Origin of the sequence: Mesorhizobium sp. M0058 (genome assembly GCF_040323095.1) — a bacterium.
GTDB lineage: Bacteria > Pseudomonadota > Alphaproteobacteria > Rhizobiales > Rhizobiaceae > Mesorhizobium.
In genome coordinates this window covers 270,437-290,269 of sequence record NZ_JAMYUQ010000005.1, presented here as the reverse complement: position 1 = coordinate 290,269, position 19,833 = coordinate 270,437, and the positions used below count along the sequence as shown (strand labels likewise).

The following is a 19,833-nucleotide window of genomic DNA, read 5'->3' as shown; positions in this document are numbered from 1 at the left end:
GCACTGACTCGCAGAACCACGACTTCAATTAGCTATCGCTAAATTAGTTCCGGAACATTTTAGACGAATTGGATGTTTGAAGGGCTATGAAGATCGAAGCCGACCAATGCCGGGCAGCGCTGACGCTCATCCGGCGCACAATGGAAGAGCACTGTCCTCCTGGCGTGCTGCCGAGCGAAGAGATGGTCAATGGGCTCTATGGTCCGGAACTGATCCATGAGGCGGAAGCCATTGCCGCCGGCATCGTCGCAACCATTGACCAGCTGCAATTGCCCGTGATGAAACCGCCGTCCCCTAGTATCAAATAGAGACCGACACAGGGAAGGTCGCTTGGCCGCGCGATCGTGGGCTCGCAACGACCGGCGAGGCGATGCCGGCCTCACCAAGGGTTACAGCCCCTCGACCAGCAGCGAAGGCGGCTCGCGGCAGTGCAACGCCCGAAGTGTTTCGAGACGACGATGTCCACCGAGCGTAGCCAGCGCGCGTCGTGCTGCACAAGGACCGAGGCAGCGGCACGGCCGCCCGGGTTACTCCAAAGGCGGCTCTTCGCTCTGTGGAGCCAAAACGGTGATATCCATCCTGGCGATTGTCGATGCGGCGCGCCCCTGGGCGCCAGAATCCGTGTCGCCACTTTCTGCCGCCATTGCCTTGGCGCGATGTCCTACGCTGTCTGCGCTTTTGCCTGGCGCAAATCCTTCGCCCGGTTCTGTCTTTGCGGGTTTCGGTCGAGGTTCAGCTGCCTGCCGATGTTGGTTTCCAATCGCCGAGACCATTGATACCTCCCCTTGATGAGGCCGCGACTGTACCTGTCAAGGCTGTAGCGAGGCTGATCACTTAAGTGGTCGGGTTGCGCCCGCTCGTCGTGGCCCTCCGATCACTGGGCTCTCGATGCCTTGGCGCTCGCGGACGTCTGGCCGGGTGGGAAGTTCAAACTCAGCCGCCCTTTGCGGCACCGGCTTCGCCCGACAATTAGGAACGATTTCGCCCGCCATGTGTTACGCAATCATGAATCTCGCGGATCCCGGATCAACAATGGCAACCGATCTTTTCACGATGCAACTCGCTGATGCTCAGCAGCGCATCAAACAGACCGAGTTCGCGCTGGTACTCAGCGAGAAAATGGTGGCTGAGAACCTCGCTTTATCCAGCAGGATACGATCGGCGAGGCGGCGTGTCCTGAAGGCCGGAAGGCCTCTGGCGACAGTCGACTCAACAAGCTGAAAGAGTTCTTCAAATGATCTCGACCCAGTCCGGACGTGGGAGAGCTTGCCGGTAACCTTAGCGGTAATCGGCCGAGTCGCAGCAGGAAGCGCGCTGAAAACTTGCTCGATGAAGACTGCGGCGTCGCTATGAACGCTACGGCTCAGTTGAGGCAGCACTTCGAAATCACGGCTATTGACCTGCTGAGCTATCAGTTTCCCTCGATCTCTAATGGTATGGGTTCTCCGCACCACCCTTCGCTCTTCGAGCTTCGGGTAGCACGCCACCAAGGCAGCCATCTCAAACGTCGAGATAGCCGGCGGCGACGAGCATTGCCTTGTACCGTTTGGCAAATCGGCTGGGCAAACGACTGAGGTAAGCTGACGCGCCAATATCCCAATGCGCGCCCAGTTCGCGGTCGAAGACAGCCGGGTCGAATTGCAGCAAGCCGCTGCGTGGGTAGACCGTGAATTCTCCGAAGATCGGCTCCCCCTCCTCCTCGTAGAAATCGACACGCACCATGTCGAACTCGCTGCCGAGCGCCTCGGCTGCCTCGATCATCCGCGCCAGGCTCTTGGGAGGGGGAATTTCCAGGCTCGAGTCGATCGCGCCCTGGACGATGTTCAGCGGGCGCCAATCGCGATCCAGGTGGGCGGTATTCTTGACCGTGGAACGGAAGGCGACGACGACAATGTAGGCGACGTGGCCAGCCAGCACACAGAATTTGTAGTCGACCGGGTCATAATCCTGGTCCTTGCCGACAAGCGCTTCGACGAAAACCCGCCGCTCTATGTGCGCATAGCTGCGCTCCAGCTTGCGGGCGCCATAGGTTTGGCCAAGGTATTCCGTCATCTCGGCAATGATCGCCTCCCGGTCGGCGTTGGCCGGATCGCGAACGATGACATTCATGGCGCAACCGTGGTTGCATTTGACGGCGTAGGGGATTTTCAGGTCATCGAAAGGGATCTGGCGCGGATCGTCGCCCTGCCACAGCACCTCCGGGATGGCGAGCCCGGGAAGCCGCTCCCTGACGATTTCCTTGGACTTGAGCTTGTCGAGAAGGCCGGTAAAGCGAGGATCGTCATCGAAAATCTTGCGCCAGTGGATCTTTTCCGTGAACGTCACCGGGGCTGCAAAATTCGGCAGATGCCGCATCCGCTCAAGGAAACGCTGGGTCAACCGGCGGTAGCGGACAAGCAGCGCGGCGTTCAGCAAGATGAGAGATGCCCGCGCGCTGTTTCGCTTCAGCCATGCCTTTGCGCCACGCGCCATTCCGGTGTCCTTGCAACCTGCGCAACTTCATCCGCGAAGTGGACGTGCCACCCTGCCCGCAGCAGTGAGGCACGTCGAGCTTCGCCGAGCTAGCCCTTCATCGGGTACAGTTTCAAATGCTGGATCAGGATGATCGTCTTGGCGTCGATGATGCGGCCGTCTGAAATGCCGGCCAGCGCTTCATCAAGCCGCATTTCCAGAACCTCGATGTCCTCGCCCTCGTCGGCCGCGCCGCCGCCGGCCGAGATGCGGTCGGCGGGTGAATAGCGGGCGACGAAGAACCACAGCCGTTCGGTGACGCTGCCCGGGCTCATATAGGGGGAAAACAGCCGCTCGATGTTCTGTAGGCGGTAGCCGAGCTCTTCCTCGGCCTCCTTGAGGATGGCGGTTTCGGGATCGTTTTTGTCGAGCAGGCCGGCGCAGGCCTCGATCAGCGGTTCGCGGTGGCCGGTGACGTAGGCGGGGTAGCGGAACTGCCGCACCAGAAGCACCGTCTGACGCTCGGGATCGAAAGGCAGGATCACCGCGCCGTCGCCACGATCGTAGGTCTGGCGAATCTGCGTCTCCCACTGCCCGTCGCGCCGACGGTAATCGAGAACGGTCTTCTTCAGGACCGCCCAGTCGTCGGACAGGACTTCCTCCGAGCGGATGCGGATACGATCTTCCATGATGAGCTCCAAGCTGTCGGCGCCATGGCGTAACCGCGAACGGTTTTGCGCGCAACCGAAACGGCGAAGCTTTCACCGCCTCGTGTCTGGTGCCGGCAACTGCCATCGCCTAAATAGCTGCAGTCCCTCTCCGGAGTTTTTTTGATGACCGCAGCGCTTTTCCAGCCGATCGCCCTCGATGGCCTGACCTTTCCGAATCGTATCGCGGTGGCGCCGATGTGCCAGTATTCCGCCGAAGACGGCTCGGCCAGCGACTGGCATCTCTATCACTGGATGAACCTGGCGATGTCGGGCGCCGGCATGGTCACCGTCGAGATGACCGACGTCGAACGGCGCGGCCGCATCACCCATGGCTGCCTCGGCCTCTATTCCGACGACAACGAGGCGGCCGCCCGGCGCACGCTGGATGCAGCGAGGCGCGTCGCCGCGCCGGAAACGAAATTCGGTATTCAGCTTGCCCATGCCGGCCGCAAGGCATCCAACCGAAAGCCCTGGGAAGGCGGCGGCCCATTGCAGCCGGGCGAGGATCCCTGGCAGACCGTCTCGGCCTCGGCCATCGCCTATGACACCGGCTGGAATGTGCCGCATGCGCTGGAGGAGGATGAAATCCTGCAGCTTATCGAGCGCTTCACTCAAGCCGCGAGGCGGGCCGAGCGCGCCGGCTTCGACTTCCTCGAGCTGCACGCCGCGCACGGCTATCTGATCTTCCAGTTCCTGTCGCCGCTTTCCAACCAGCGCACCGACCGCTGGGGCGGCTCGCTGGAAAACCGCATGCGTTTCCTCATCGAGATCGCCAAATCGGTGAGGAAGGCAGTTCCAAACCTGATGCTTGGCGCCCGCCTGTCGGTGAAGGACTGGGTCGATGGCGGCTTCGAGGTCGACGAGGCGATCGAGGTGGCCAAAGCCTTGAAGGCGCTTGATGTTGCCTATCTCTGCTGTTCGAGCGGCGGCAATTCGCCGTTGCAGAAGCTGCCGACCGGCCCCGGCTATCAGGTGCATCTGGCCGAAGCGGTGCGCAAGGGCGCCGGCATCCCGACCCGGGCTGTCGGCCTGATCGACGATCCCGCGCAGGCAGAGGCGATCGTCGCCGACGGCCGCGCCGACATGGTGGCGCTGGCCCGCGCCTTCCTCGCCGATCCGCGCTGGGGCTGGCGCGCCGCCGCCACCTTCGGCGAGAAAATCCATCCCGCGCCACAGCTCGCCCGCTCGGTGACGACGATGCAGCATTGGACGAAGGGCTGAACAGGCAGCGCCGACGGATGCGCCAAACGCATCTGCTGGACAGATTGCCGCAGCTTCGCTTTAATCCGCCCGCTATAGTCCCTGGGGGCAGGCCGCCTTGGCGGCCGGATTGGGAGCAAAGTCCATGGCATCAAGGGCAATCTATCCGGCGGCAGCCGCTCTGGTGGTCGCACTGTCGTTCGCCGCGTCGTCTCCGGTCGGCGCGCAATATTGCGAAGGCACGGTGCACGGCCTGTCCAGGCACTACGATCTCGATACTGGCAGCGGGTTTCTCGCCGTGCGCGCACGGCCGAACTTGTCGTCGCGCATGATCGGGCAATTGTTCAATGGCGACCACACCGAGATTTTCGACCGCCGCGGCAACTGGTACCAGGTCGAAATCGGCGGACGGACCGGCTGGGCCAACGCCCGCTGGCTGCGCAACGACTGCGGTTACTGAGACCAACGATTGCTGTTGGTGAGACGTTTGGGCGCAGGCTGACGGCCATTTTTGCAACCATATTGGCTGCTTTGCGTTGCGGGCATCATGGATAACAAACCTTTTGAAACCCCGGTCGTGGTCGAACTCGGCCATGTCGGCAAATATCGCCAGATCCGCAGCACCCAGGAAGCGGCGGAGTGTCTGATGACGGTGTGGCCGCTCAACCGCGGCCCGCGCCATCGTGATGCTCTCGACACTTGCCTCAAAGTGCTGGAAGGTTATCGTTCGACGGCCGATGCACGCAGGGCTTTGATCGAAGCGGCCAAGGAATCGGAAGTGCTGGTTCCCGAAGACCGGCTGCCAGACGCCAAGTTGCATTGAAGCCCAAATTGCAATGAAAAACGGGCCGCATTGAGCGGACGGACGAACCGGAGGATTTCATGGCGAAGCTGACTTACAAGATCGTCGAGCATGACGGGGGCTGGGCCTACAAGGTCGGTTCGACATTCTCGGAGACATTCCCGACCCATCAGGATGCGCTGCGCGCCGCCGAGATCGCCTCGGCCGAACAGCAGATCGCCGGCGCCACGGACGGCATCCAGTATGAGGATGCCGAAGGCAAGTGGCACGACGAACTGGCCGACGGCCGCGACCGGCCGCAGACCGAAGTTTCCGACTGATCCTTGCCCCTCAGCTTTCGCTGCCGGCCGTGGATGCTCGCCTAAGCAATTCCCTTGGGAATTGCGTCAAAACAAACAGGCGGGACATCCTGCCGGTCAGTCGCCCGCGGCTTGATCACTTGCCGCAATATTGATCGTTCACGTTGGGCCTCACATTTCCATAGGGTCCTGACGGGTCGGAGGCGCACGGCCCCGTAGCGCCGCCATAGCCTTGGCTGCCGTCGGCATTGATGCTGCCGGTGGTGCTCTGGTCGACGGTCGATGACTGCTCGTTCCCGAAGGGCCACCAGCTGTGATGGTTGGAATACGTGCCGTCCGATGACTGCGCCATCGCCGATGTGGCAAGACCGATCGTCAGCACGGATGCTGCAAAAACTTTCCTGTACATTGAATTACTCCGTATCCGCCGCCTTGGGTGCGACACGGGGTAAACCGGATATCAGCCGAATGGTTCAGTGAAATTGTTGTGAGGCTGTGGTGAGGTCTTGGCCGGCGAATGCCCGCTCGGCAATGCGCTTGATGAAGGCGATGACGCGGTCCGGCTCGACGAGTTGCGGCATGTGGCCGAGGCCTTCGACCGTCTCGAAATCGAGCCCTTCGATCCTGTCCTTCATCGGCTCCCCATGTATGCGCATGGCGATGACGCGATCGGCTGTCCCGAAGAAAATGCCGGCCGGCATGGCGATCTCTCCATAGCGCTCTTCGATGCGGCCAAGATCCTCTTCGACCGCCACGAAATCGGTGGAGGTCGCATGGAAATGGCTTGGCCTCAGCCCGAGCCATCCGCCGCCATCGATCATGTAGTCGGCGGGAACGGCCTGCGGCGCGAAGATGAACTCCAGTGTCTGCCGCGCATATCCGAGGCTTGTCGGTATCGCGACGGTGTAGGACATGATCCAGCGCCAAAGCCGCGAACGGATATAGAGCAGGCCCGCTTTCTCGCGGGCGCCGGCTTCCAGATGCGTCAGCGGCGCCAGCAAAGCGATGCCGGAAATCGCGCCGGGATGCTCCACGGCCAGGGTCAGCGCGACGGCGCCGCCCAGGGAGTGCCCGACCACAAGCGGCCTTTCCAGCGCGAGCGTTTCGATGAAGCGCCTTATGATCTCGGCCTGCTCAGGCAAGCGGCCGGTGGCTCCTTTGGCCCGCACCGAATAGCCCGATCCCGGCCGGTCGAGCGCGATCAGCCGGCAACCGGGGCCAAAGCGCTCAAACAGCGTGTGGCGAAACTGGTGGAGCTGCGCGCCAAGTCCGTGCACGAACAGGATCGGCCGTCCCTCGCCCGTTTCGACATAATGGATGCGGCTGCCGTCGATCTCGACGAAGTTTCCGCTGGCCGGCACCAGCCTTTCGGCCTTGGCGGCAATCCAGAGCGTAGCGGCCACCAGGCAGGCCACGATGACGAGAGCCAGCACGGACAGGCCGGCGACAAGCCAAAGCAGAATCGATACCAGCATGTTTCACCCGGGAAGCGGACCGGCGCGCACCATCACCCACTGACGAACGCTCGGCAAGGCAGATGGCGGCTTGTGTCGGCATTGCCGCCAGTTCGATGGCGCGCTATCTCAGGCGACCTTCTTTCTGCCTCAGGCGACCTTGTCTGCCAATGGGCCTGTTTGCCGGAGCCTTCCATGCCTGAAATCGTCACTGCCGCCATGCTTGTCATCGGCGACGAGATTCTGTCCGGCCGCACCAAGGATAAAAATATCGGCCACCTCGCCGACATCATGACGGCCATCGGCATCGACCTGAAGGAAGTGCGCATCGTTCCCGACGAGGAGGACGAGATTGTCGCTGCGGTGAATGCCGTACGCGCCCGCTACACCTATGTCTTTACCACCGGTGGCATCGGCCCGACGCATGACGACATCACCGCCGATTCCGTTTCCAAGGCTTTTGGGGTGCCGTGCGAATACGACGCCAAGGCCTATGCCATGCTGGGCGAGAGCTATGCCGCGCGCGGCATCGAATACACCGAGGCCCGCAAGCGCATGGCGCGCATGCCGCGCGGCGCCGACCATATCGACAATCCGGTCTCCGTCGCGCCCGGCTTTCGCATCGGCAACGTCCATGTCATGGCCGGCGTGCCGGCGATTTTCCAGGCCATGCTCGACAATGTCGTGCCGACGCTGAAGGCCGGCACCAAGATGCTGTCGGCCACCGTCCATTGCCCGTTCGGCGAAGGCCTGATCGGCGGTCCCCTGGGCGACATCCAGAAGGCGCATCCCGACACCATCATCGGCTCCTATCCGAAATATGGCGACGGCAAATTCTGGACGGAGCTGGTGGTCCGCGCCCGCAGCCAGGAGGCGCTGGATTCGGCACGCAAGGACGTCGAGGCGATGGTGGCCGGCTTCACCGCCGCCAATTGACCCTGGGTTCGCGGACCATCGCCGGGCCGGAACCAAGCACCGCACTCCCACGTTTTCCCTCGGGCGCAGCACGCGCTGGCAGATTTGAGGGATTTCGCATGCGCTTCAAGACCATCGTCGCCATATTGCAGAACGAACAGGACGCCGAACGCGTGCTCGACTGCGCCATCCCGCTTGCCGACCGGTTCGAGAGCCATCTCATCGGCATCCATGCCGAAGCGCTGCCCGTTCCCTACACCTCGGCAACCGGCTTCCCCGACACTGAGTTCCTGCAGGTCTCCGCCGACATGAACCGCGAGCGCGCCGAGAAATTGCAGGCGCTTTTCGTTGGGCGGATCGAGAATTCCGGCCTTTCCTTCGAATGGCGCAGCCTCGAGAGCTTTTCCGGCGACAGCGCGCTGACGGGTATTTCCAGCGTGCGCGCCGCCGATCTGATTATTGCCGCGCAGCGCGAGACCGGGGGCGACACGAGCGCCGATGTCGACACGCTGGTTTACGATGCCGGCCGGCCAGTGCTGGTGGTGCCGCATGAGGGGCCGTTGGTCACCACATTCAAACATGTGCTGCTGGCCTGGAACGGCAGCAAGGAGGCGGCGCGTGCCGCCTTCGACGCGCTGCCCTTCATCATCGAGGCCGAAAAGACCGACATTCTGGTCATCGATCCGCCGGATACGCTGGATGACAACCCGGAAGCCGCCGGCGCCGAGATCGCCGCGGCACTCTCCAGGCATGGCGCAACGGTCAGCGTGTCGGTGCAGAAATCGGGTAATGCTTCGGTCGATGACGTCATCCAGACCCGGATCGCCGAGACCGGAGCCGACCTTCTGGTGCTCGGCGCCTACAGCCATTCCTGGCTGCGTCAGCTTTTGTTCGGCGGCGTCACGCGCACCGTGTTGCGCAGCGTGCCGGTTGCGGCCTTTTTGTCGCGGTAACTCCACAGCTGGCCCCGCCCTTGCCAATGCCCTGACTTTCCAGTTAATTCCGCGCGCATTCCACAATGTTGCGCGCGGAGTGCAGAATGTCCCTTCCCGAAAAAGCCTTTCCGGTCTCCTGGGACCAGTTCCACCGCGATGCCCGGGCGCTCGCCTGGCGGCTTGCCGGCGCCAACAAGGGTCAGTGGAAGGCCATCGTCTGCATCACCCGTGGGGGCCTGGTTCCCGCTGCCATCATCTCACGCGAACTCGGCATACGCGTCATCGAGACGGTCTGCGTCGCCTCCTATCACGACTACACCAGCCAGGGGCAATTGCAGGTGCTGAAGGAGATCACGCCGGCGCTGCTCGCCGATGATGGCGCGGGCGTGTTGATCATCGACGACCTCACAGACACCGGCAAGACGGCAGGCATCGTGCGCGCCATGATGCCCAAGGCGCATTTCGCCACCGTCTACGCCAAGCCGAAAGGCCGGCCGCTGGTCGACACCTTCATCACCGAAGTCAGCCAGGACACCTGGATCTACTTTCCCTGGGACATGGGTTTCACCTACCAGAAGCCGATCGCCGACGATCACGCCGGCTGATTCGCGCCAGCCCCATTTCTGCCCAGACGGCCAAACCCGCCCCGTCTGCTATGAAAACAGACACTGGAAGGCACATTATTCTGTCGAATCGACGCCTGTTGGCGGATTGGACGGTTGGTGTGATGTTTTTTACTTTTAAGACTTACACTTGTCGGTAAGATTCATACGGCGGCTAACGATTCTGAGGGCTGGGGTAGCTTTCACTGATGCTGACGACACCGGCGACACACGACCATCTGGCTGAAAGGGTCCGCAAGCTCTTCGGCACTTCGCCTTGTCGCCTGCAGGTTGCCGCTTTGCCATGGCGCAATAACGAAGACGGCGTCGAGATCATGCTGATCACCAGCCGAGACACCGGGCGTTGGGTGCTGCCGAAGGGCTGGCCCGAGGCCAGGGAGCCGCTCTGCGAGGCAGCGGCGCGCGAGGCGGGCGAGGAAGCCGGATTGCGTGGCAAGATTTCGCTTTTCGAGGCCGGTCGTTACTTCTACGCCAAGGCCCTCGCGTCCGGCGAGGAAGTCCCTTGCGAAGTGCTGGTGTTTCCGCTGCAGGTCGAGCACGTTGCCGACCGCTGGAAGGAAAAGCGCGCGCGCACCCGCAAATGGGTCAATGGGGCCGAGGCCGTACGCATGGTCAACGAGCCGGACCTCTGCCAGATCATCGCCCATTTCTGCGCCGATCCCGACAAGTTCGTCGTTAGAGCCTAGCTCACAGCCACCGCTGCATAGTCCTGCGCGCCCGCACCGGTTCTTGCCCCGATTCCGGGCTCGGTGCTTCGCTCCGCGCGCCAGCAATCCGACACTATAAATCCCTCCCCTTCAGGCCAAGCTTAGCCACAGCTTGACATGCAGGCATTTACCTGCATATTGTGTCTTCAAGATGAGTGAGACCGATGGACGCCGACAAGGTTTTCAAAGCGCTGGGCGACCCGACCCGCAGAATGCTGCTCGATCTTCTGTGTGAGAAGAACGGCCAGACGCTCGGCGAGCTTTGCGAAAATCTCGACATGGCGAGGCAATCCGCCACGCAGCACATCGATCTGCTGGAAGCGGCCAATCTGATCAGCACGGTCAAGCGTGGCCGCGAGAAGCTGCATTTCATCAACCCCGTGCCGCTGCACGAAGTCTACGAGCGGTGGGTGCGAAAATTCGAACGGCAGCGGCTGAGCCTGCTGCACGACCTGAAACAAGAACTCGAAGGAGACGACCAATGACCCGGGAAACCACCAGTTTTGTCTACGTGACCTACATCAGATCGACGCCACAAAAGGTGTTCGAAGCCATCACCAGGCCCGATATCGCCAAGCGCTACTGGGGCCACGAAAACGTCTCCGACTGGAAGCCCGGCTCGAAATGGGAACACATCCGCGCCAATGACGAACGGACCGTCGAACTCGTTGGCAAGGTCGTCGAAATCTCGCCGCCAACCCGGCTGGTCATGAGCTGGGCCAACGCCTCGCAGGCCGACGATCCGACCAAGCACAGCCAGGTGACGTTCGCCATCGAGGAATACGACACCATGGTCAAGCTGACCGTCAGCCATGACGAGCTCGAAGCCGGCAGCGGCATGGCCAAGGGCATCAGCCAGGGTTGGCCGGCCGTGCTGTCCAGCATGAAATCCTTCCTCGAAACCGGCACGGGCATCGACCTGTTCGCCAAGCCGAAATCGGCCTGAAGCAACCGCGGAGAACGATGATGACCAAGCACTTTACCGGCGGCTGCGCCTGCGGCGCGATCCGCTATGAGGCCAGCGGCGAGCCGATCTTTCAGAACCACTGCCAATGCCTCGATTGCCAAAAGCGCAGCGGTACTGGCCATTGTTCCTATGTGACCTTCGGCCGGCGCGCTGACGTAAAGATCACCGGCGAGCCGAGCACGTGGCGGATGATCGCCGACAGCGGCAATGAAAAAGCCCAGGCCTTTTGCCCGACCTGCGGCACGCCGGTCTACGTAACGTTCGTCGCCATGCCGGAGGTGACGGCTATCCAGGCCACGAGCCTCGATGATCCCGGCCAGTTCGACCCGCAGGCGGTCACCTACACCGTGCGCGGCCACGCCTGGGACACGATCGACCCAGCGCTTCAGCCATTCGAGCGAATGCCTGGATGAACCAGGCAGAGCCCTATCCCTCGGATAGGGCTCTGCGTTCAGCTCAGATCACCAGGCCCTTGGTCAGTTCCAGCGCCTGCCGCTCGAACAGGCGGCGGTAGATGCCGCCCTTCAGCCGGATCAGCTCGTCATGCGAGCCTTCCTCGACGATCTTGCCACGGTCGAACACGAGCAGCCTGTCCAGCGCTCGCACCGTCGACAGACGGTGCGCGATGACCAGCGTCGTGCGGCCAACCATCAGCCGCTCCATCGCCTGCTGGATCAGTACTTCCGATTCCGAATCGAGGCTCGATGTCGCCTCGTCCAGGATCAGGATGCGCGCATCCGCCAGGAAGGCGCGTGCGATCGCCACCCGCTGGCGCTCGCCGCCCGACAGTTTCACGCCGCGTTCACCGACCAGCGTGCCGTAGCCCTTCGGCAGGCTGGTGATGAAGTCGTGCGCGCTGGCGAGCTTGGCGGCATGCTCGATCTCGGCCTGCGTGGCGTCCGGACGGGCATAGGCGATGTTTTCCGCCAGCGAGCGGTGGAACAGGATGGGCTCCTGCTGGACGATGGCAATCTGCGCGCGCAGCGACGCCTGTGCAACCTGGGAGATGTCTTGGCCATCGACCAGGATCCTGCCGCCGCTGACATTATAGAGACGCTGGATCAGCTTCACGAAGGTCGTCTTGCCCGAGCCGGAATGGCCGACCAGTCCGACCCGCTCGCCCGCCGCTATCTCCACCGAAAAATCGCGGTAGAGCGGCAGGCGATGGCTGCCATAGTGGAAGGTGACGTTATCGAAGGCGATGTGGCCATGCGTGATCCGGATCGGCTTGGCGCCGGGCCGGTCCTCGATGCCGAGCGGTTGCGACTGGAAATCGACCAGTTCCTCCATGTCGTTGACCGAACGCTGCAAATTGCGGATATGCGTGCCGATGTCCCTGAGGTAGCCCTGCAGCACGAAGAACGAGGTCAGCACGAAGGCGACATCGCCCGCACTTGCCTGGCCCCAGGCCCACAGCATCAGCGACAGGCCGATTACTGCCGTCCGCAGCACCAGCAACATGGCGCCTTGCGTCGTGCCGTTGATGGTGCCGCGCACCCAGGTGCGGCTGGTCCGCGCGCGCCATTTGGCGACGACCTTGGCAAGACGCGTCTCCTCGCGCGTCTCGGCACCGAAACCCTTGACCACGGCATTGCAGCTCACCGCATCGGCAAGCGAGCCGCCAAGCCGCGTATCCCAGCTGTTGGCGAGCCGTGCCGCGGGCGCGACATAGCCGAGCGACAGCAGCGCCGTCACCGTGATGAACAGCAGCGAGCCGACTGCCACGACCAGCCCCATCAGTGGCCAGAACCAGCCGAGCAGCAACGTCGAGCCGACCAGCATGGCGACCGACGGCAACAACGCAATCAGGATGGTGTCATTGAGCAGGTCGAGAGCCCACATGCCGCGCGTGACCTTGCGCACCGTCGATCCGGCAAAGCTATTGGCGTGCCAGTCGGTTGAGAAGCGTTGCACGCGATGGAACGCGTCGGCGGCGATGTCGGCCATCATCTTCAGCGTCAGCTCGACAATGCCCATGAAAGCCAGGTTGCGCAGCACCACGCCGGTCATCGCCAAAGCGATGAGCGCGAAGAACGCCGCCATTGCCGCATTCCACGCGACATCGTCAGCCAACGCACTGCTGGCGACGGCGTCGACCAGCCGGCCGGAATAGAGCGGCGTCAACACGTCCGCTATGGTCGACAGCAGGAAGCTGCCCATGATCAGCGAAAGCCGCCACGGCTGGCGCCGCCAGTGGCTGAGCGTGAAGCCAAGAACGCTGCGAAAGGCGCTTGCACGCAGATCGATTCGAAAACGAGCCATGATGTCATCCGGGCGCAAATCTGCCCGGTCCCGGTAAGGTCTGAAAATTGAAAACCGCGCTGGGCAATTCGCCCGGGGCTGCGGAGGTTCGGCATGGGTGGCGGCGCGCCCCGGGTTGTCGGGTGGCGACCGGCATCGGCAGAAGCCTGTACTCGACCCGGCATCGGTGCGAAGGGCAAACCTTCGCCGGACGCCAGGTGAGACCTAGGCTTCGCGGCCTCGCATTACCATGTGAAATACTGCCATTCAGACCTCCCGCAAGACACTTGCGGAGCGGTCCTTATAGAGACGCCATGAAGGATCGCCAAGGCCGGGCACGTGGCAAAGCGTAACTGGTCCAACCAGTGAGGTTATTTTGCAACAACAGCGGGTCAACCCCTCGCTATGCCTCATTCCGGGTTGCGATCGAGGCGCATGTAGCGGCCGTCGGTCGATGCCTTGAAGCCCAGCTTCTCATAAAGGCCATGCGCGTCACTGGTCGACAGGCTCCAGTGCGAGACCGTGTTGAGTTCAGGGTGGTTGATGAGCGCCCGCACCAGTTGCGTGCCAATGCCTTGGCCGCGATGCTGCGGCCAGATGATGATGTCGGCGAGATAGGCAAACACCGTACGGTCGGTGATGGCCCGGCCAAAACCGACTTGGTTCCTATCGATATAGGCCGCGGTGCAGAACGAGTTGCCAAAGGCGCGGCGATGAAAGTCATCGCTGCGGCCGGCGCCCCAATAACTCGCCATCAACAGATCGGAGGTCGCCCGGAAATCGATCCGTGACATGTCGAAGCTGATTTCACAGTCGGGCATGGTGCCTCGCAAAGAATGGAGGGCGGCCGAATTCAGTCCGGCCGGTGATTTGGCTGCCCACGTGGCGCGCTTATGGCACCACGAGATAGGCCTTCTGGTCGGCGATCGCGATGGTCACGTGGGTGCCGGAATTGAACTCGACGAAATCGAGCTCCATCCCGTCGCTGAAGATGACGCCGCCCCTGCTCTGCCGCGAAGAAACCACCAGCGGCCGGTCGCGGGTGATGACGCCATGCACAAGCGACACGCCGGTCGTGTTGCTCGGAAACGGTTCGCGCACCGAAAAGAACAGCTGTTCGGCTTCGCGGTCATAGCCTTGCGGCGGCACGGTCGGCACGGAGTTGTCACCATAGGCCGCGGCCAGTCCCGCGGCGCCCGCCATCACCGAGCGCAGCCAGCCGGTAGAGCCGGCGCCCGTGGAGATGATAATGCCGCTCGACGACTGGCGCTCGGTCCTGCCGCCATAGGTCAATTCGTAGCGCGCCGAGACATGCGTCGAGGCGCCAACGAACAGATCGTTGAAGGCGATCAGCCGGCGTCCGTCATTGGAGCGCGCTTCGGCCATCACCACCGCCTGGCGCTTCGCCTTGCCGGCGATCGTCAGGCCGAGGACCTTTTCGGTATCGTCGGCATTCCACGGCAGCAACACGCCGTCGAAAAGCGCCGGGTCCGGGTTGATGCCGATCAGCGGCTGGTACGGGAGGTACTTCGCGGTGTTGGACACCAGCCCGTCCTGACCGAGCGCGATCACCGCGTCGGAGCCGAATTCGAACTGCGGTACCAGTTCGCGGTCGAGCCGCAACTGTTTGAGGCCTTGGGGAAGCGAACCCATCACCCGGTCGAGCGCCTGGTGATAGACGTCATGCGCCGCCTTGACCGGGTCGAAATCCATGCCGGCCTGCCGGAGATAAAAGCGCGCCTGTCCCTGCGTGTTGAAGCGCGTCGTCAGCTCCTCCAGCTCGGTCTTGCGGGTGACGACGATCACCCGGTCGATCGGCCTGCCGCTCTCGTCGCTTGCCACCCGTGCTTGCCTTTCAGGACCCGGCTTTCGGCGTGGAAAGCTGGCTGAGCGCGCTGGTGAGCATGTCAGGCGTGATCGACAGATTGCCGACCGAACCGCCCTTTTCCGCCCAGGCCTTGAAGGCCATCGCCGTCAGCACGTGGGCGGGCGCCGACGAATAGACGGTCAGTTCCAGCTGCTGCGCCTTGGCTTGCGCCTCGGCAAGCGTCAGCTTGTTGCGCGCTTCGGTGTCGACCAGCAGCTTGTTGCGTTCGGCAAGCTCGATTTCGGTCGCCAGTTCGCTCTGCTTGATCTCGCGCTCCTTCTCCACGCCCCAGGCACGGCGCCCATAGATCGCCGCATCGGCCTGGCGCTGCAGCGCCTCGCGATATTCGGTCTGGAGCGCCTTGCGGATCTCCGGCGTCGGCTGGACCGAGGTGATGTGGACCTCCTCGATCGACAGGCCGGCGGTTGCCGCAATCGGATCGTTGCGCAGGAGTTCGGCGAGATTGCCGCCGAGCTTGGTCACCTCGGCCAGCGCCTGTTCCAGCGTCATGCTCGAAACCACCGCGCGGGCGCGGCTCTGTATCGCAAGCACCAGGCGCTCGGCGATCTTCTCCCGGCCGTCGCCGACGACGTCGGCACGGCTGAGCTTGGCGCTGAAATCAAAACCTTCGGCTGCCTTGAGTGGATCGATGATGCGGTAGCTGACCGACCCCTGGATTGCCAGATCCTGGAAATTCGCCGTCGTCTCGGTGAAGATGAAAGGGTTGTCGAGCGACGTCACCGGCACCATGGCGATGGTGGTGCCGAACGTCCCGTACCAGAAGGAGATGCCGCGCCCCTGCTCACGGACCTTGCCGTTCTTGAAGCGCAGGATGTGATATTCAGGCGTTCCCTTGAAATAGCTGAAAAACATGAAAGCCCCAAGGTTCTCTAATTAAACGAAGTTCAGCCGCGATCCCTGAAACGGTTGGTGATGGGATAGCGGCGGTCGCGGCCAAAATTCTTCCGGGTGATCTTCACACCCGGCGCCGCTTGCCGGCGTTTGTACTCGGCAATGTAGAGCAAATGTTCGACGCGCGTCACCGTCGCCCGGTCGTGGCCGCGCGCGACGATGTCGTCGACGCCCATTTCGTTCTCGACCAGGCATTCCAGAATGTCGTCCAGCACCGGATAGGGCGGCAGCGAATCCTGGTCGGTCTGGTTCTCGCGCAATTCCGCCGACGGCGCCTTGTCGATGATATTCCTGGGGATCACCTCGCCTGAGGGACCGAGCGCGCCCGGCGGCACATGGCTGTTGCGCCAGCGCGACAGCGCATAGACCTGCATCTTGTAGAGGTCTTTTATCGGGTTGAAGCCGCCATTCATGTCGCCATAAAGCGTGGCGTAGCCCACCGACATCTCGCTCTTGTTGCCCGTGGTGACGACCATCGAGCCGAACTTGTTGGAAATCGCCATCAGGATCGTGCCGCGCGCGCGGCTCTGTAGATTCTCTTCGGTGATGCCTTCCTTGGTGCCTTCAAAAAGCTGCGCCAGCGTGTGTAGGAAACCCTCGACCGGTTCGAAGATCGGCACGATGTCATAGCGGCAGCCAAGCGCACGGGCGCAATCCTCGGCATCCTTCAGCGAATCCTCCGAGGTATAGCGGTAGGGCATCATCACCGCCCGCAGCCGCTCCTCGCCGAGCGCATCGACGGCCAATGCCGCGCAGATCGCCGAATCGATGCCGCCGGAGAGACCCAGCACGACGTTCTTGAAGCCGTTCTTGTTGACGTAGTCGCGCAGGCCCAGCATGCAGGCACGGTAGTCCGCCTCTTCGCGCTCGGGGATTTTCGACATCGGCCCTTCCGAGCAGACCCAGCCGCCAGAGTTATCTGCATTTTGCGCGCCTGCGGCGACACGGCTGCGCTTCCAGGTGGTGACATCGACAGTTTCCTCGAACTGGCTCATCTGGAAGGCGAGCGTCTTGTCGGCGCCGATGGCAAAAGAGGCGCCGTCGAAGATCAGCTCATCCTGGCCGCCAATCTGATTGGCATAGATCATCGGCAAACCGGTCTCGATGACCTGGCGGATAACGACCTGATGGCGCACGTCCATCTTGGCGCGGTAGTAGGGCGAGCCGTTCGGCACTAGCAGGATTTCCGCGCCGCTCTCGGCCAGGGTTTCACAGATGCCAACGTCGCCCCAGATGTCCTCGCAGATCGGAATTCCGATGCGCACACCACGGAAGTTGACGGGTCCCTGAGCCTCGGGCCCGGCCTGGAAGACGCGCTTCTCGTCGAACTCGCCATAGTTTGGCAAATCGAGCTTGTAGCGCTCGGCGAGGATCTTGCCGCCATCGGCGACGATGATCGAATTGTGGGTGCCGCTCTTGCGCTTCAGCGGCGTGCCGATGATGACGCCCGGCCCGCCATCGGAGGTATCCGCGGCGAAATCCTGAGCGGCCTTCTCGCAAACCTTGAGGAAGGCCGGCTTCAGCACCAGATCCTCCGGCGGATAACCGGCAAGGAAAAGCTCGGTGTAGAGCACGATGTCGGCGCCCTGGCGGGCGGCATCCGCCCTCGCCTCGCGCGCCTTGGCAAGATTGCCGGCGACATCGCCGACCGTCGGGTTGAGCTGGGCAACGGCGATGCGCAGAATATCGGGTGCGGTCTTCTGGGTCATCTGTGCGGTTTAGCGCGGCAAATTTGCCCGAGCAATGGCGTTCGTTTGGACCAATTCGGTGATCAGTCGTCGCCCATATATTCGCGCAGCGATTGCGGCGAATGGTTCTCTCCCATCGACATCGCCAGAATGCGCGAAATGTGCCGGCGCGGCAGGCCGGTTTCCTGCGCCCATTTGTTGATCTGCGCCTGAATCCTGTCGAGATCCCTCTTCGACGTCGGACTTTCCGCGATGTCGAGGCCGGCGTCACGCAAAGCCGCGACCATATCGGCCGAGATGACGAAGGCGTCCCATTGCAGCCAGCGCAGGAAATACTGGCCGGTGTTGCCGCCAAGCCGGCTGCCATGCTTGCCGAGATACGCCATCAGCCCGACCTGGTCGTCGTCAGGCCACTCCGCGAGGAATTTGCCGAAACCGCCATGTTCCTTCGACACACGCTCAACGAAGGCGGCGTTGTCGCGGACGGATTTGATCTTCTGCGGGTTGCGCACGATGCGTTGATCAGCCGTCAGGTCGTGCCAGAAGTCATCAGGTTGAAACAACAGCCGTTTCGGCTCGAAATGGAGAAACGCGTCCTCGAACCCGGGCCATTTCTGTTCGATAACGCGCCAGACGAAGCCGGCGGCAAATACCCGCTCGGCCATCGTCGACAGGATGCGATCGTCCGTAATGTCGGCAACAGCAGCATTGTCAGACGCCGGCCCGAGCAGCGACGTCAGCACCGCGTCGCCGCCTTTGCGTTTTGCAGCACGGGCGCGAATCTTCGCGAAATCGGGCATCCTGCATCCTCGCGCCGCGCTTTTGACGAAACGCCATCTTCCTATATGCAAACAAGGCTGCCAAGCCGACGCTTTTCCTATGGAGACATCCATGCACAAGACCGTGCCAGAACTTGCCAACCGCTGGTTGAGGCGAACGCCTGAAACCCTCAGCGAGCTCGAGCGGCGGGTGTTGCAGAGCACTGTCGACCGCAAGCCCATCTCGAAGGATATCAACGACAGCCTCACCGGCCTTCAGGGCGCCGGCGACCGGATCGCCGATGCCATTGCCCGCATCGGCGGCTCGTGGACGTTCATCCTGTCCTTCATTGCTTTCCTGGTGCTGTGGATCGGCGCCAATTGGTGGCTGCTCGGGCGAGACTCGTTCGACCCCTACCCCTTCATCTTCCTAAACCTGGTGCTGTCGATGATCGCCGCCTTGCAGGCGCCGGTGATCATGATGTCGCAGAACCGCCAGGCCGCGCGCGACCGCATCGACGCCGCGCATGACTATGAGGTCAACCTCAAGGCCGAGATCGAGATCATGGCTCTGCATGAAAAGCTGGACGAACTGCGCCACAGCCAGATCATCGGCGTGCGCGAGGACATCGCGCGCCTGGCCGAACAGGTGAACCGCATAGACGAAAAACTGTCGGGCCGGCAAACCTCTCAATGACCGGGATCGTCCATCACCTCATCGAGCAATATGGGTTGATCGCGGTTTTCATGGGCTGTGTCGCCGAAGGCGAAAGTGCGGCCATCCTCGGCGGCTTCTTCGCCCATCAGCATGTCTTCATCCTCTGGAAGGCTTTCCTCACGGCCGCCATTGGCGCCTTCGTCGGCGACACGTTTTTCTTCATTCTCGGCCGCAGCTTTGCCGACCATCCCAGGGTGCTGAAACTGAAGGCGAGGCCCGGCTTCAACCACGCCTACCGTCTCGTCTCGTCCCATCCCAACATATTCGTCCTGTCCAACCGCTACATCTATGGCCTGCGCCTAGTCGGCGGCATCGCGGCCGGTTTCGCCAGCATTTCGGTAGCGCGCTTCGTTATCCTCAACGCGGTGTCGTCGCTGGTCTGGGCGGCTTTGTTCTGCGGCATCGGCTACGTCTTCGGCCTCGGCGCCGAGCAGATGATAGGCAAGGCACTGCTCCATCACGAACGGCTGCTGATCGCGCTTGCCATAGGTCTGGGTGTCGCCATCATTGCCTGGCTCATCGCCCGCACCGTCGCCGGCAAGGAGCGCGCCAAGGACGCCCGCGACAGCGAAACCACATCGTAAGG

The 19,833-nt window shown here is 62.4% G+C and carries 25 protein-coding genes; 15 read left to right on the top strand and 10 right to left on the bottom strand.

All coding sequences use genetic code 11. The features are described from left to right. Nucleotides 1-86: 86 nt before the first annotated feature. The gene (locus NKJ75_RS10825; RefSeq protein ID WP_023681532.1) at nucleotides 87-308 is read left to right on the top strand and encodes a hypothetical protein; all 222 of its coding nucleotides are present in this window, start codon (nucleotides 87-89) and stop codon (nucleotides 306-308) included. Between the two features lie 724 nt (nucleotides 309-1,032). Beyond that, complete coding sequence (locus NKJ75_RS10820; protein ID WP_023688348.1) at nucleotides 1,033-1,221, top strand: hypothetical protein; 189 nt, start codon at nucleotides 1,033-1,035, stop codon at nucleotides 1,219-1,221. Between the two features lie 279 nt (nucleotides 1,222-1,500). Here the strand turns inward: NKJ75_RS10820 and NKJ75_RS10815 are convergent, their stop codons facing one another. Both NKJ75_RS10815 and NKJ75_RS10810 read right to left on the bottom strand, forming a co-directional pair. Then, the gene (locus NKJ75_RS10815; protein WP_023744830.1) at nucleotides 1,501-2,472 is read right to left on the bottom strand and encodes an ATP-grasp fold amidoligase family protein; all 972 of its coding nucleotides are present in this window, start codon (nucleotides 2,470-2,472) and stop codon (nucleotides 1,501-1,503) included. 89 nt (nucleotides 2,473-2,561) lie between these two features. Continuing rightward, nucleotides 2,562-3,140, bottom strand: coding sequence for an NUDIX domain-containing protein (locus NKJ75_RS10810; RefSeq protein WP_023688346.1), 579 nt, complete (start codon nucleotides 3,138-3,140; stop codon nucleotides 2,562-2,564). Between the two features lie 144 nt (nucleotides 3,141-3,284). Here NKJ75_RS10810 and NKJ75_RS10805 point away from each other — a divergent pair, with 144 nt between their 5' ends. The 4 genes from NKJ75_RS10805 to NKJ75_RS10790 all read left to right on the top strand — a co-directional run bounded on the left by NKJ75_RS10805 (nucleotide 3,285) and on the right by NKJ75_RS10790 (nucleotide 5,483). Next, nucleotides 3,285-4,382 (top strand): NADH:flavin oxidoreductase/NADH oxidase, encoded by a 1,098-nt coding sequence (locus NKJ75_RS10805; RefSeq protein ID WP_023667532.1) that lies wholly within the window; start codon nucleotides 3,285-3,287, stop codon nucleotides 4,380-4,382. Between the two features lie 124 nt (nucleotides 4,383-4,506). Continuing rightward, nucleotides 4,507-4,821 (top strand): SH3 domain-containing protein, encoded by a 315-nt coding sequence (locus tag NKJ75_RS10800; RefSeq protein ID WP_023704570.1) that lies wholly within the window; start codon nucleotides 4,507-4,509, stop codon nucleotides 4,819-4,821. A gap of 84 nt (nucleotides 4,822-4,905) precedes the next feature. Continuing rightward, nucleotides 4,906-5,184: a DUF982 domain-containing protein gene (locus tag NKJ75_RS10795; RefSeq protein WP_032891817.1), complete on the top strand. Its 279-nt coding sequence runs from the start codon at nucleotides 4,906-4,908 to the stop codon at nucleotides 5,182-5,184. Nucleotides 5,185-5,243: 59 nt separating this feature from the next. Further along, a complete protein-coding gene (locus tag NKJ75_RS10790) occupies nucleotides 5,244-5,483 on the top strand; it encodes a DUF2188 domain-containing protein (protein ID WP_023667535.1) in 240 nt (79 codons plus the stop codon). 115 nt (nucleotides 5,484-5,598) lie between these two features. On the opposite strand, the gene NKJ75_RS10785 is transcribed toward NKJ75_RS10790, so the two are convergent. Then, nucleotides 5,599-5,871, bottom strand: a complete 273-nt coding sequence (locus NKJ75_RS10785; RefSeq protein ID WP_023667536.1) for a hypothetical protein — start codon at nucleotides 5,869-5,871, stop codon at nucleotides 5,599-5,601. 64 nt (nucleotides 5,872-5,935) lie between these two features. After that, nucleotides 5,936-6,937: an alpha/beta fold hydrolase gene (locus tag NKJ75_RS10780; RefSeq protein WP_050591271.1), complete on the bottom strand. Its 1,002-nt coding sequence runs from the start codon at nucleotides 6,935-6,937 to the stop codon at nucleotides 5,936-5,938. Nucleotides 6,938-7,111: 174 nt separating this feature from the next. Between NKJ75_RS10780 and NKJ75_RS10775 the strand changes: the two genes are divergently transcribed. From NKJ75_RS10775 to NKJ75_RS10745, 7 genes are all read left to right on the top strand, one after another. Next, nucleotides 7,112-7,852, top strand: coding sequence for a competence/damage-inducible protein A (locus NKJ75_RS10775; protein WP_023681539.1), 741 nt, complete (start codon nucleotides 7,112-7,114; stop codon nucleotides 7,850-7,852). A 98-nt stretch (nucleotides 7,853-7,950) separates the two neighbouring features. Further along, the gene (locus NKJ75_RS10770; RefSeq protein WP_023681540.1) at nucleotides 7,951-8,784 is read left to right on the top strand and encodes a universal stress protein; all 834 of its coding nucleotides are present in this window, start codon (nucleotides 7,951-7,953) and stop codon (nucleotides 8,782-8,784) included. 86 nt (nucleotides 8,785-8,870) lie between these two features. Continuing rightward, entirely contained in the window at nucleotides 8,871-9,371 is a 501-nt protein-coding gene (gene gpt / locus NKJ75_RS10765) for a xanthine phosphoribosyltransferase (protein WP_023667540.1), read from the top strand. A gap of 206 nt (nucleotides 9,372-9,577) precedes the next feature. Next, nucleotides 9,578-10,075 (top strand): NUDIX hydrolase, encoded by a 498-nt coding sequence (locus NKJ75_RS10760; protein ID WP_023667541.1) that lies wholly within the window; start codon nucleotides 9,578-9,580, stop codon nucleotides 10,073-10,075. Nucleotides 10,076-10,260: 185 nt separating this feature from the next. Next, nucleotides 10,261-10,581, top strand: a complete 321-nt coding sequence (locus tag NKJ75_RS10755; RefSeq protein WP_023681541.1) for an ArsR/SmtB family transcription factor — start codon at nucleotides 10,261-10,263, stop codon at nucleotides 10,579-10,581. Further along, entirely contained in the window at nucleotides 10,578-11,042 is a 465-nt protein-coding gene (locus NKJ75_RS10750) for an SRPBCC family protein (RefSeq protein ID WP_023688339.1), read from the top strand. The genes NKJ75_RS10755 and NKJ75_RS10750 overlap by 4 nt, the downstream gene beginning before the upstream one ends. Before the next feature lie 20 nt (nucleotides 11,043-11,062). Further along, nucleotides 11,063-11,476, top strand: coding sequence for a GFA family protein (locus NKJ75_RS10745; RefSeq protein ID WP_023725741.1), 414 nt, complete (start codon nucleotides 11,063-11,065; stop codon nucleotides 11,474-11,476). A gap of 43 nt (nucleotides 11,477-11,519) precedes the next feature. On the opposite strand, the gene NKJ75_RS10740 is transcribed toward NKJ75_RS10745, so the two are convergent. From NKJ75_RS10740 to NKJ75_RS10715, 6 genes are all read right to left on the bottom strand, one after another. Next, nucleotides 11,520-13,325: an ABC transporter ATP-binding protein gene (locus tag NKJ75_RS10740; protein ID WP_352499650.1), complete on the bottom strand. Its 1,806-nt coding sequence runs from the start codon at nucleotides 13,323-13,325 to the stop codon at nucleotides 11,520-11,522. Between the two features lie 389 nt (nucleotides 13,326-13,714). Then, on the bottom strand, nucleotides 13,715-14,125 hold the full coding sequence (locus NKJ75_RS10735) for a GNAT family N-acetyltransferase (RefSeq protein ID WP_023681545.1): 411 nt from the start codon (nucleotides 14,123-14,125) through the stop codon (nucleotides 13,715-13,717). 70 nt (nucleotides 14,126-14,195) lie between these two features. Further along, on the bottom strand, nucleotides 14,196-15,146 hold the full coding sequence (locus NKJ75_RS10730; protein WP_352499649.1) for a diacylglycerol kinase catalytic domain-containing protein: 951 nt from the start codon (nucleotides 15,144-15,146) through the stop codon (nucleotides 14,196-14,198). Nucleotides 15,147-15,159: 13 nt separating this feature from the next. Beyond that, entirely contained in the window at nucleotides 15,160-16,044 is an 885-nt protein-coding gene (locus tag NKJ75_RS10725; protein WP_023667548.1) for an SPFH domain-containing protein, read from the bottom strand. Between the two features lie 32 nt (nucleotides 16,045-16,076). After that, the gene (locus tag NKJ75_RS10720) at nucleotides 16,077-17,792 is read right to left on the bottom strand and encodes an NAD+ synthase (protein WP_023667549.1); all 1,716 of its coding nucleotides are present in this window, start codon (nucleotides 17,790-17,792) and stop codon (nucleotides 16,077-16,079) included. 62 nt (nucleotides 17,793-17,854) lie between these two features. Next, a complete protein-coding gene (locus tag NKJ75_RS10715; RefSeq protein ID WP_023667550.1) occupies nucleotides 17,855-18,571 on the bottom strand; it encodes a DNA-3-methyladenine glycosylase I in 717 nt (238 codons plus the stop codon). A 91-nt stretch (nucleotides 18,572-18,662) separates the two neighbouring features. Between NKJ75_RS10715 and NKJ75_RS10710 the strand changes: the two genes are divergently transcribed. Continuing rightward, nucleotides 18,663-19,226, top strand: a complete 564-nt coding sequence (locus NKJ75_RS10710) for a DUF1003 domain-containing protein (RefSeq protein WP_352499648.1) — start codon at nucleotides 18,663-18,665, stop codon at nucleotides 19,224-19,226. Next, the gene (locus NKJ75_RS10705; RefSeq protein ID WP_023667552.1) at nucleotides 19,223-19,831 is read left to right on the top strand and encodes a DedA family protein; all 609 of its coding nucleotides are present in this window, start codon (nucleotides 19,223-19,225) and stop codon (nucleotides 19,829-19,831) included. Before NKJ75_RS10710 ends, NKJ75_RS10705 begins: the two co-directional genes overlap by 4 nt. The last annotated feature ends 2 nt before the right edge of the window (nucleotides 19,832-19,833 follow it).

Coding starts and splice junctions, on each gene's coding strand:
- NKJ75_RS10775 (WP_023681539.1), top strand. CDS start 7,112: ATGCCTGAAATCGTCACTGCCGCCATGCTTGTCATCGGCGACGAGATT.
- gpt (WP_023667540.1), top strand. CDS start 8,871: ATGTCCCTTCCCGAAAAAGCCTTTCCGGTCTCCTGGGACCAGTTCCAC.
- NKJ75_RS10825 (WP_023681532.1), top strand. CDS start 87: ATGAAGATCGAAGCCGACCAATGCCGGGCAGCGCTGACGCTCATCCGG.
- NKJ75_RS10760 (WP_023667541.1), top strand. CDS start 9,578: ATGCTGACGACACCGGCGACACACGACCATCTGGCTGAAAGGGTCCGC.
- NKJ75_RS10705 (WP_023667552.1), top strand. CDS start 19,223: ATGACCGGGATCGTCCATCACCTCATCGAGCAATATGGGTTGATCGCG.
- NKJ75_RS10780 (WP_050591271.1), bottom strand. CDS start 6,937: ATGCTGGTATCGATTCTGCTTTGGCTTGTCGCCGGCCTGTCCGTGCTG.
- NKJ75_RS10820 (WP_023688348.1), top strand. CDS start 1,033: ATGGCAACCGATCTTTTCACGATGCAACTCGCTGATGCTCAGCAGCGC.
- NKJ75_RS10785 (WP_023667536.1), bottom strand. CDS start 5,871: ATGTACAGGAAAGTTTTTGCAGCATCCGTGCTGACGATCGGTCTTGCC.
- NKJ75_RS10790 (WP_023667535.1), top strand. CDS start 5,244: ATGGCGAAGCTGACTTACAAGATCGTCGAGCATGACGGGGGCTGGGCC.
- NKJ75_RS10710 (WP_352499648.1), top strand. CDS start 18,663: ATGCACAAGACCGTGCCAGAACTTGCCAACCGCTGGTTGAGGCGAACG.
- NKJ75_RS10725 (WP_023667548.1), bottom strand. CDS start 16,044: ATGTTTTTCAGCTATTTCAAGGGAACGCCTGAATATCACATCCTGCGC.
- NKJ75_RS10815 (WP_023744830.1), bottom strand. CDS start 2,472: ATGGCGCGTGGCGCAAAGGCATGGCTGAAGCGAAACAGCGCGCGGGCA.
- NKJ75_RS10770 (WP_023681540.1), top strand. CDS start 7,951: ATGCGCTTCAAGACCATCGTCGCCATATTGCAGAACGAACAGGACGCC.
- NKJ75_RS10755 (WP_023681541.1), top strand. CDS start 10,261: ATGGACGCCGACAAGGTTTTCAAAGCGCTGGGCGACCCGACCCGCAGA.
- NKJ75_RS10715 (WP_023667550.1), bottom strand. CDS start 18,571: ATGCCCGATTTCGCGAAGATTCGCGCCCGTGCTGCAAAACGCAAAGGC.
- NKJ75_RS10810 (WP_023688346.1), bottom strand. CDS start 3,140: ATGGAAGATCGTATCCGCATCCGCTCGGAGGAAGTCCTGTCCGACGAC.
- NKJ75_RS10800 (WP_023704570.1), top strand. CDS start 4,507: ATGGCATCAAGGGCAATCTATCCGGCGGCAGCCGCTCTGGTGGTCGCA.
- NKJ75_RS10740 (WP_352499650.1), bottom strand. CDS start 13,325: ATGGCTCGTTTTCGAATCGATCTGCGTGCAAGCGCCTTTCGCAGCGTT.
- NKJ75_RS10805 (WP_023667532.1), top strand. CDS start 3,285: ATGACCGCAGCGCTTTTCCAGCCGATCGCCCTCGATGGCCTGACCTTT.
- NKJ75_RS10720 (WP_023667549.1), bottom strand. CDS start 17,792: ATGACCCAGAAGACCGCACCCGATATTCTGCGCATCGCCGTTGCCCAG.
- NKJ75_RS10745 (WP_023725741.1), top strand. CDS start 11,063: ATGACCAAGCACTTTACCGGCGGCTGCGCCTGCGGCGCGATCCGCTAT.
- NKJ75_RS10750 (WP_023688339.1), top strand. CDS start 10,578: ATGACCCGGGAAACCACCAGTTTTGTCTACGTGACCTACATCAGATCG.
- NKJ75_RS10735 (WP_023681545.1), bottom strand. CDS start 14,125: ATGCCCGACTGTGAAATCAGCTTCGACATGTCACGGATCGATTTCCGG.